Consider the following 9,978-nt stretch of genomic DNA (forward strand, 5'->3'; position numbering starts at 1 on the left):
CTTACTACAATGAAAAATTTAATCTTACTAGCCTTGCTTTTTTGCTTCGGAATAATGACCGCTCAGGAATTGGATGGTGCCTGGAAATTAATCGAAAAGGACGGTAAAGCTGTTAATGATCGGGAAGTGATTAAAATTATACAGGATGGTTATTTTGCCTTAGGATCTAAAAATCTTAGTGATGATGAATTTTTGGGTGCCGCCGGAGGGGAACTCAGCCTCAAAGATGAAACCCTTACTGAAAAAAGGGATTTTGACACTTATGATCCTGAAAAAATTGGCGCAGAACACGAATATAACATATTCTGGGAAGGAGATAATAAAATGGAAATCTCTGACGGAATTACCACTAAAATTTGGGAACGAGTTGCAGATAAAACCGATGCCCTAACCGGTACTTGGGTAATTACCGGCCGTGAAAGAGATGGCGAGATGAACACGATGACTCCAGGCGACAGGCGTACGGTAAAGATCTTAAGTGGTGGCAGGTTTCAATGGATCGCATTTAACTCGGCTACCAAAGAATTTAACGGAACCGGCGGAGGAACCTATACCGCCGAAGATGGAAAATACATTGAAAATATTGAGTTCTTCTCAAGAGATGTCAGTCGTGTAGGTGCCAGTTTAGAATTTCAATATGAAGTGAAAAATGGCAAATGGCATCACAAAGGAAAAAGTTCTAAAGGAGATCCTATTTATGAAATCTGGTCGCCATACAGCGAGGCTTATCAGAAATAACTTTCAAAAATATTATTCAAAATCACCTCACTAAGAAAGCCTCTTTTGGCATGTAGAATTCGCCCTGAGGAACTTCTTTTAGGTAAAACCGAATCGCTTTTTCGCTGTCTATATATTGTAAACGTATTTTCCCGGAAGTATAACTCACAGCACTTTCTATGGTGCCATCGTAAACTCCTTCTGCAATTTTAATAAGACTAATTGTAAATGCATTTCCATTTTTTCTTTGACAATCGGTATTTTCTCCCTGTGCGAAAATTACACAGTGATTGCCTTTAATACTTCCCTGACTTTCATATTCCAGCTCTAATTCCATGGTGTTTTGTCCATCTGGAGACTCCCAAAACCAATTACCGGCAAAATCCTGGGAAAACTGGGCGAATCCTAAATTGGTAGTAAGTAAAAACAGAAAGAGTAAAGTTTGCTTCATATTCCGATTTTAAAATGATAAACAATTTACTCAATTCCCGCTTATACGTATGTTATCAATATCATAAGTTGTGCTTTTATCTGGCGCGGCACCTAAATATCTAAAGGCAAAATTAATAGCTCCCTTTAAACAGGAAATATCTATGTCACTTTTCACAAAGCCCTTCCCATACTGATTTGTAGGTCCAATTGGAATAACCGCATCTAAAGGTGTCCATTGTGTGGTTAGTACATTTCCGGTAAATTCTTCTGTGATAAGCACACTTAGAATGGTTGCATTATCATAAGAAGACATAATTTCAAAAGATAAACGTGCTCCTGAAACACTCTCTAAATCTACTGGCGGACTCACCAGCCAGGCTTCCATAGGAGTTTCTTCGGTATTAAATGCAGAAACCCGAACATACCGATTACCATCAAATGTTCCTGGTTCAAAAGCTTTGCCTCCGTTTACATTTATGTTAGTCCATCCATTATTTTCCAATGCAGAAAGACTGCTTAGGTTGGTGAAATTTTCCTCAAAGAAAATCTCACTTCTTGTAGTAGTATTACTTTCACAGTTTAGAAATTCCGGGTCGCAACGGTCTCCTTCGAAGCTAAAATCATCGGGAGAATTTACCGCGATCACAAAATAATCATCGTAAAAATTTCGGCTTAAAATTCCTTTTACGCTTCCGGAATTTTCTGGCAAATACAAAGACTTAAATCCCGAAAAGGTGCTGGTGCTTAACATAGCGCTGGCTCCGGTGCTGCAACTTTCCAGCTGCCGTTCCCCATCATACTCATCGGTTACTTCCCCCGCAAAAGTATAATGATGTTGTTCCCGGAGAAGGTTTCGGTTAAACTGAACATGCTCAATCTCAATAAATAAATTTTCGTGTACTTCCGTGAATTCTGAAATCTCAATCTTAAGCGGAACAATCTCCGCCGTTTCCTCTGTCCTAATTATATGATCGTCTATCCTGGAAGGAGGGATTGCCAACACATCTCCCCTATTCTGGATTCCCAATTGGTGTACGCCATTGTTAGACCATAAAGCGAGTCCGTCTAGTTTCACATAAATTTTTCTACCAAAATTATAGGTTTCAAAAAGCGAATTATCATCAACCAGAAGTAAAATTCCCGCTATCGGGTTTTCTGGTTTATCCTGCAACACCAATTCTTTATAAAAGTTCCCACCCTCATCGCTGGAAACCACATAAGCTTCCATCAAAGTATTAGTTTCTGAAAAAACATAGATATCTTCAGTTTCAGGTTTAAAATTGCTTTTTACAGCCGAAATTCCTGTGATATCTCCTTCAATATTCATCTCTTCAGTTTTGGATTCCGGCAGCTGAAAATCGTCGGTTTTTACGCAAGAAATAACTGAAAAAATGAATAAAATAGTTGCAATTAAATTAAAGTTTTTCATAACCATAGTTTTAAAATCGAACATAGATCATAGCAAAATAGGAAGCACCGGTGCCATACCAGTATTTAGGACCAAAAATGGGGATTTCCCTCTCACGGTCTTGTTTGAGGGTACGATAATTAGCGTTTCGGGACTGTTCAAAACCACCGGTTTTATAGAGCTTATCAAAAATATTATTCAGGCTAACAAAAAAAACCAATAAACTTACCTTTCACCAACCAGGATTTTCCGCCGATAGCATTTACCAGCATATAATCGCTAAACTGTTCTTGTTTAAGAAGATTTGCTGCAATATTTTCTTCATAATTAAGAATTGGCAAACCATCGGTATCGTTTAGAAAATTTGAGGTTCTCGTTAACGGACTGATATCTAAAAAAGCCTGAGAGAAAAAGTTGACCGTAGTTCCAAACCACCAGTAATCGGGATCCCGATATTCAAAACCTATTTGAGCCGCTCTTTGTGGACCCCTGGCAATGCGGTAATTTTTTAGATAAGAAGTCCCGTAATCTACGATATCATTAAAATCGTCTGAAGTCAAATAGAGTTCTGGGTTATTGTTATAGGTAAATTGTCCCATTGCTGCTGCAGCCTTTAATTTTATGGCTGAAGTTAATTGCGCTTCAATTCCCATTTCCAGACCTAAATGCTGTTTGTCAATTCCGCTTAAAACCTCTTGTACAAATGCGGTAGTACTATTTCTCCCCAATCCGGAAAGTCCGTCGGCGTAGTAAAAGGAAATTTCGGTAGCATCTTTAATTTGGGTATAATAGGCAGAAAGTCTTGCTTTGATATTAGTTGATCTATACCTGTAACTAAAATCTACATTCTGAATTTGCTCACTCGTAAGCCCAATTACCACCTCGTTATTCTGGCGTGAGTTAGAGAAGGAATTGCGTAAATTTGGAGGCTTGGTAAACCAGGCCGCGTTAACCGCAAATAAATGTTTTGCGGTGAGTTTATAATTTGCTCCAATTTTTCCTCCAAAATCAGGGAAATTCAGTTGCTCACTTTTACCCAGGGAATTATCGGGAAAATTTCCGTTTTGAAACAATCCTTCTCTTTGATAAGCAGTTTGGGAAGTCGTAAGTCCAACATAGAAATCCAACCGATCATAATCGAAATTTGCCTGGCCAAAAGCTTTTACGGTATTCGCGTATAACCTGAAATTATATTTATAAGGTTGATCTTCTGAAACACTTCGGTTTGGGTTTTGGAGATCACTTTGGGCTCTTTCTTCAAGGGAAGTTTCCTCATCCCCTTCAGCAAAAAAATCGACATCGAGAAAGGTTTCGCCTCCCAGCATAGCCTTAATCGAAGCAAAATTATGGGAATCCAGATAAGAAAATGCCAGCTTTCCGTCCAGATCTATATTGTCATTAATTTTAGCTGAAACTATGGAATTAATATCAAATTTAAGATCATCGTTGCGGTCTTCAGCTAAAGCGTAAATCGTATAACCTGCAGCATTATTTGCATTGTAAAGCTGTTCCCAATTTAACTGCCCGTTTTCTTTAAAATCCTGCTGCGCTAGGTATGCAGCTTCATAATTAGGATTGTCGGCAAAGCGTAAATAGTAACTGGGAAGCTTTTGGTAATAGGTAGGATCTGGATTTGTGCCACCACCAACATAACTACTCTGATCATTAATTTCAGCCAGTCGGGTGCCCCCAAAATCGATCCTGGAATTTCCGGTTTTCCCAAACTGAAAAGCAAAATTATTACTGATACTTACTTTTTCTGACAACTTCCAGAAATGATTCAGCATCAAGATTGGTTCTTTTATTTCCCTAATCCTGGAATTTCTCATTTCCCCATCCTGATAGCCCCAATAGGCATTATACTTCCTTCCCTTTAATTCGAAAACTTCAGCAGTATTGGGTGAAGATTTTCCGCGGATATTTGGTGTGTAAAATCCGGTAAAGTTTAAACTATGTTTTTCATTAAAAGTCTTTTCAACAGAAATAAAAAATCCGTTAGCATCGTATAAAGTGCCATCAACATAGACCTCTTTTGCAAACCGCCGCGACCCAGAAATTGCATAAGCCCAGCCATTTTTTAATTCTCCTGAACCATACGTGGCCATTAATCGGCCGTTGTAACTTCGGTTGGCGGCGGCGATAGATGCTTTTCCGCCTTTAGCATATTTTGAAGCTCGCATTATAATATTTGTTGTCCCCGCCAGTCCGCCAAAACTCACCTGGGACGGACTTAATCCCATAGAGAAAACCTGGTTGCGCTGCACATCATTTAATCCGCCCCAAGTGCTCCACTGCGGCCGTCCGGTATAAATTTTATTCATTTCTACGCCATTAATTAAAACCTTGCCGTGTTCGCTGTCCAAACCTCGAGGACGAAAGAACGTCTGACTGAAATCGAAAGCCGCAGCATTAAGAAAAACATCGCGGGAAGCTTGTAAAAGCCCGGATAGATTATCAATATGCGCTTCATCTTCATCCAGCTCTGCATCAGAAAGACTAATAGTGCCTATTTGATTGGCATAATCAGTAAGGATGGGTTGCATCAGCATCAAACCGAGATCTTTGTTGGTTTCAGCTTCAATAACTACCGGCAGTCGGAGTTCCTTATAATCGGACAGGGTAATTTTTAAAACCTGTTCTCCAAAGGGAAGTTCTTCCGACGTAAATAAGAAATCACCGTTTTCATCTGAAATTGCTTCAAAAACACTTCCTTCTATAAGTAATTTAGCCCCGGGCAATTCTTTATAGGTTTGTGCATCTACCAATTTTCCTCTCAGGGAAATTTCCTGGGCAAATGAGGCTGAGAATCGCAGTCCCAAAATGAGAAGAAAAAAGAAAAATTTCATTGGGTTTTATTTCCATATTTATTATAAGTTTAGATAAATTAGATATAAGAAACAAAGGATCAGTGTTTTATGTGAATATTTTAAAGAATTTGTAAGTTTATGATTACCCGTATTTTTCCCCTTTTTAGCATTTGTCTTATAATCTTGTTTTCGGTTGAAAGTGTTTTCTCACAGACTAAAAAAGATTATAAAATTGTGAGTATTGCATTCTATAATGTTGAAAATCTCTTTGATACAGAAAACAATCCGTTCACTTTTGATGACGATCGTACCCCTGAAGGTGATGATGTTTGGACCCAGGAAAAATACCGTGATAAATTGCAAAAACTGTCTGGAGTTATGGCTGAAATAGGCGCTGAAATCACAAAACAGCCTCCGGCAATTCTCGGCATTTGTGAAGTTGAAAACCGACGAGTTTTAGAGGATCTAATCAACGAACCCAAACTGAAGAAATATAACTATGGTATAGTACATTACGATTCGCCCGATCGCCGTGGTATTGATGCGGCTTTATTATATAGAAAAGATGTTTTTAGACTGGAAAATTCGGTTTCTCACGAGTTATTGATCTATAACAGCAAAGAACCTGATAAGCGTGTGTATACCCGGGACCAATTGGTAGTGAGCGGCGAAATTGATGGAGAGAAATTGCATTTTATAGTGAATCATTGGCCGTCCAGGAGTGGCGGCGAAGCAGCGAGTAGTTACAAGAGGGAAAAAGCAGCGGCCCTGAATAAAACTATACTCGATTCAATTTTTAAACAGGAACCTTTAGCAAAGGTTATAAGTATGGGTGATTTTAACGATGATCCTGTCAATAAAAGTTTCAAGGAAATACTGAAAACAGAGGCAGAACAAAATGATTTAAATCTTCATCAATTATATAATCCTATGGAGAATATGTTGAAAAAAGGAATGGGCACGCTGGCCTACCGTGATGGCTGGAATTTATTTGACCAGATTCTAGTTTCAGGAGGTTTAACCGGGAAAGACTATTCTAGTTTTCAGTTTTATAAAGCAGGAATATTTAACAAGAAATATCTAATCACTGAAAACGGGCAATACAAGGGTTATCCCTTCCGAAGTTATGGCTATAGCGGTTATCAGGGTGGCTACAGTGACCATTTTCCGGTATATATTTACCTGATTAAAAAAGTCTCTTCAAACTCTCTTGACGCCAGAGAGTAATCCACAAATTTGCGAATTAGAATTCAATTCAAATTTAGAAAACTCTAGAACCAAGCGCTCCAGGGAATTCGGGATAGCATAATCAATAAACCTAAAGTATAAAATATAGCAAGCGTTTTAAACTTAGGTTTTGAAGTGAGTTTGCTTTTGTGTTTTGAATATCCAATGGTTATTAGTGCAACAGCAATAATCATCATTAAGGGATGTTCCACAATATAAAGTCTAAGCGTTGAATCTGGCATTACTGTACCCATTCCTTCTTCCAGAAGTACCGAAAAATAAGGAGACACAAAGTATAAAACAATTCCTATTAAAAGCTGAATATGCGAGGTGATAAGGGTGAAAAGTGCAATCCTAAAATTAGTCGCTCCATATTCTTTATTTGAAGCATAACCTATAATTGCATTTATAGAAGCCACGAATAAAACAATAAGTACTAAATAAGCCCAATAAGAATGTATGAATTGTACAGTTGGATACATAGAAGTGAATTTTTAGTAAAGATAGGATTTTCTATAAAAATGCAACTTAAATGTACTTCTTAGTTTGACATAGGTTTGAAGCATTTTTATATTATATAACTAAAATTCAATATTTAAAATCATTATTCAGTTTTTTGGCATTTTAATTGATAACTATTTAAAATACCAATCATTCTATTAAGTTTCTTATTATTTATTCACTAACTATTAATCTAATATCTTATGAAACCTAAGAAAAATGCCAAAGCCGATCTTCGGAAAAAATCAAACTTGTTTTTATCATTCGGACTTATCATGGCCTTACTAGCCAGTTTGCTCTTAATAGAATGAAAACTTATGATAAGGAAGAGTTTTCAAAAGATCAGGTCTATTTGGATGATTTTGAAGAAGAAGTAATTCCTATTACCGAGTTAGTAACCACTCCACCACCAAAACCGCCTGTAATTCCCGATGTAATAGATGTAGTAAAAGATGACCCGGAAGTTAAAGAAAACGAAATTGAGTCTACTGAGACAAACCTCGACGACATTGTAGAACCTGATGAAATAATTGAGCATAAGCCGGATGAAGAAGTAGAAACAATACCTTTCACTTTAATTGAAGATGTACCTATATTCCCGGGTTGTGAAGCGCTTGAGGATAATGCAGCGAGAAAAACCTGTATGAGCGAGAAAATCACCGCTTACGTAAACAAAAACTTCAATAAGGACCTTGGAAGGGAATTAGGGCTCTCAGGAATTAACCGCATCAATATACTTTTTCAAATAAATACTGAAGGAGATATCGTAAATATTCAGGCACGAGCACCACATCCAAAGCTAGAAGAGGAAGCCAAAAATATCATTAAATCTTTACCACAAATGCAGCCCGGAAAGCAACGCGGAAAACCTGTTAATGTAAACTATGCCCTACCAATAATTTTTCAGGTTCAAAATTAAAGATCAACTTACTACTACACCTATAAATTCAATTTATGAAGTATAATTTACTATTTATTCTAAGCCTATTTCTCTGCAACTCGATTTCGGCACAAACAATAACCGGAACGATAAGCAATGAAAATTCAACACCTCTTCCCGGGGTTAACATTATTAATAAGAGCACTAATTCCGGGACACAAACCGACTACGACGGAAATTATAGCATTAAAGCTAAAAAAGGAGATCTTCTTACATTCAGCTTTATTGGTTATAAAACCAAAGAGATTAAAGTTAAAGATAAAAAGGTAATCAATATCTCCTTGGAGCCGGATAATAATGTTTTAAACGAGGTAGTAGCAGTAGCAATAGCGGATTCAGAAACAATAAGAATTCGAGGAACTTCAGGTTTAAAGCCTGGAGCTGCTTATAACACCGAATCCTATAAAGAAAAAAACGAGAATATCTTCAAGAGCGTTAAGACCGCACCACTTTCTACCTTTTCTATAGATGTAGACCGTGCTTCTTACGGCAATATTAGGAGAATGATCAACAATGGGCAGGAGATCCCAAAAGGTGCCGTTAAAATAGAAGAAATGGTCAATTATTTCAACTATGACTATGCGGGTCCTAAAGATGAACATCCATTTGCCATACATACAGAAGTAGCTAAATCTCCGTGGAATCAAGAGACAAAAATTGCGAAAATTGCGTTACAGGGGAAAAATATTCCTACTGAAGATATCCCGGCATCTAATCTTACATTTCTACTAGATGTATCAGGCTCTATGAGTTCTCCTAACAAATTACCCTTACTAAAATCATCTTTTAAAATTCTGGTTAACCAGTTACGAGAAAAAGATCGAGTGGCCATAGTGGTTTACGCAGGTGCTGCTGGGGTAGTTTTAGAATCCACACCTGGCAGTGAAAAAATAAAGATCCTGGAAGCGATTAATAATCTAAATACCGGAGGCTCTACTGCTGGGGGTGAAGGCATACAATTAGCATATAAAATTGCAAAAGAGAATTTTATTGAAGGCGGAAATAACAGGGTGATACTCGCAACAGATGGAGATTTTAATATTGGCGCCAGCAGTGATAGCGCAATGAAAGAATTGATTGAAGAGAAAAGGGAAAGCGGTGTATTTTTAACTGCTTTAGGTTATGGAATGGGAAATTATAAGGATTCGAAACTGGAAAGCATTTCCCAGGCCGGCAATGGCAACCATGCTTATATAGATAGCATGCAGGAATCTAGACGAGTGCTGGGAACCGAGTTTGGCGGAACACTTCACACCATTGCCAAAGATGTAAAAATCCAGGTGGAATTCAATCCCGCAAAAATCCAGGCTTACCGCTTAATTGGATATGAAAATCGATTACTAAATGCTGAAGATTTTAATGATGATAAAAAGGATGCCGGAGAACTCGGGAGTGGCCATACCGTTACAGCTCTTTATGAACTAATTCCTGTAGGAGTTGAAAGTGAATATCTGAAAGAAATAGACTCACTGAAGTATACTAACACCGAAATAAAAAATAATAGCAATGAGTTATTTACGGTGAAATTCAGGTATAAGAATCCTGAAGGTTCAAAGAGTAAGCTTATTACAAAGACGGTAAAGGATACAGAAAAAGATTTTGAAGAAGCCAGTACCGATTTTAAGTTTGCCTCCGCCGTTGCGCTTTATGGAATGAAATTAACCGATTCAGAATTTGTGGAAAATCAAAATACTGAATTGATTTTGGAGCTCGCCGAAAAAGGTCGTGGAGAGGATAAAGAAGGTTATAGAGCTGAATTTATAAGACTTGTAAAAAGTGAAGTAAATTAATCGACAGTTTACCAAACAACCTTTAAAACAAAGAGGCTGTCTGAAAAGGCAGCCTTTTTTGTTGTATTATTTTCTGGTTTTTAGTATTTTCATGTAATGAAAGCCAAAGCAGTATTTAAGACCTATGACCAGTCGCAGTTAAGTCTTTTACCTCCC

The 9,978-nt window shown here is 37.6% G+C and carries 9 protein-coding genes; 4 read left to right on the forward strand and 5 right to left on the reverse strand.

Annotated elements, in window-relative coordinates; translation table 11 throughout:
* Positions 1-9 precede the first annotated feature (9 nt).
* Positions 10-738: a hypothetical protein gene (locus tag LB465_RS16205; protein WP_224470969.1), complete on the forward strand. Its 729-nt coding sequence runs from the start codon at positions 10-12 to the stop codon at positions 736-738.
* 22 nt (positions 739-760) lie between these two features.
* On the opposite strand, the gene LB465_RS16210 is transcribed toward LB465_RS16205, so the two are convergent.
* The 4 genes from LB465_RS16210 to LB465_RS16220 are packed head-to-tail and all read right to left on the reverse strand — an operon-like array spanning position 761 to position 5,403.
* Positions 761-1,168 carry a hypothetical protein gene (locus tag LB465_RS16210; RefSeq protein ID WP_224470970.1) on the reverse strand — a complete coding sequence of 136 codons (408 nt, stop codon included), beginning with the start codon at positions 1,166-1,168 and terminating at the stop codon, positions 761-763.
* Between the two features lie 30 nt (positions 1,169-1,198).
* A complete protein-coding gene (locus tag LB465_RS16215) occupies positions 1,199-2,578 on the reverse strand; it encodes a DUF5689 domain-containing protein (protein ID WP_224470971.1) in 1,380 nt (459 codons plus the stop codon).
* Positions 2,579-2,588: 10 nt separating this feature from the next.
* The gene (locus tag LB465_RS18435) at positions 2,589-2,777 is read right to left on the reverse strand and encodes a hypothetical protein (protein ID WP_317198445.1); all 189 of its coding nucleotides are present in this window, start codon (positions 2,775-2,777) and stop codon (positions 2,589-2,591) included.
* Positions 2,761-5,403 carry a carboxypeptidase-like regulatory domain-containing protein gene (locus LB465_RS16220; RefSeq protein ID WP_317198446.1) on the reverse strand — a complete coding sequence of 881 codons (2,643 nt, stop codon included), beginning with the start codon at positions 5,401-5,403 and terminating at the stop codon, positions 2,761-2,763. Before LB465_RS16220 ends, LB465_RS18435 begins: the two co-directional genes overlap by 17 nt.
* A 99-nt stretch (positions 5,404-5,502) precedes the next feature.
* On the opposite strand from LB465_RS16220, the gene LB465_RS16225 reads away from it, so the two are divergent.
* The gene (locus LB465_RS16225; RefSeq protein ID WP_224470972.1) at positions 5,503-6,591 is read left to right on the forward strand and encodes an endonuclease/exonuclease/phosphatase family protein; all 1,089 of its coding nucleotides are present in this window, start codon (positions 5,503-5,505) and stop codon (positions 6,589-6,591) included.
* Between the two features lie 44 nt (positions 6,592-6,635).
* Here the strand turns inward: LB465_RS16225 and LB465_RS16230 are convergent, their stop codons facing one another.
* Positions 6,636-7,073, reverse strand: a complete 438-nt coding sequence (locus tag LB465_RS16230; protein ID WP_224470973.1) for a hypothetical protein — start codon at positions 7,071-7,073, stop codon at positions 6,636-6,638.
* A gap of 326 nt (positions 7,074-7,399) precedes the next feature.
* Between LB465_RS16230 and LB465_RS16235 the strand changes: the two genes are divergently transcribed.
* Both LB465_RS16235 and LB465_RS16240 read left to right on the forward strand, forming a co-directional pair.
* Positions 7,400-8,011, forward strand: coding sequence for an energy transducer TonB (locus tag LB465_RS16235; protein WP_317198447.1), 612 nt, complete (start codon positions 7,400-7,402; stop codon positions 8,009-8,011).
* 35 nt (positions 8,012-8,046) lie between these two features.
* Positions 8,047-9,822 (forward strand): vWA domain-containing protein, encoded by a 1,776-nt coding sequence (locus LB465_RS16240; RefSeq protein WP_224470974.1) that lies wholly within the window; start codon positions 8,047-8,049, stop codon positions 9,820-9,822.
* Positions 9,823-9,978: the final 156 nt, after the last annotated feature.

Source organism: Salegentibacter lacus (assembly GCF_020164555.1).
In the GTDB taxonomy this organism is placed as follows: Bacteria; Bacteroidota; Bacteroidia; order Flavobacteriales; family Flavobacteriaceae; genus Salegentibacter; species Salegentibacter lacus.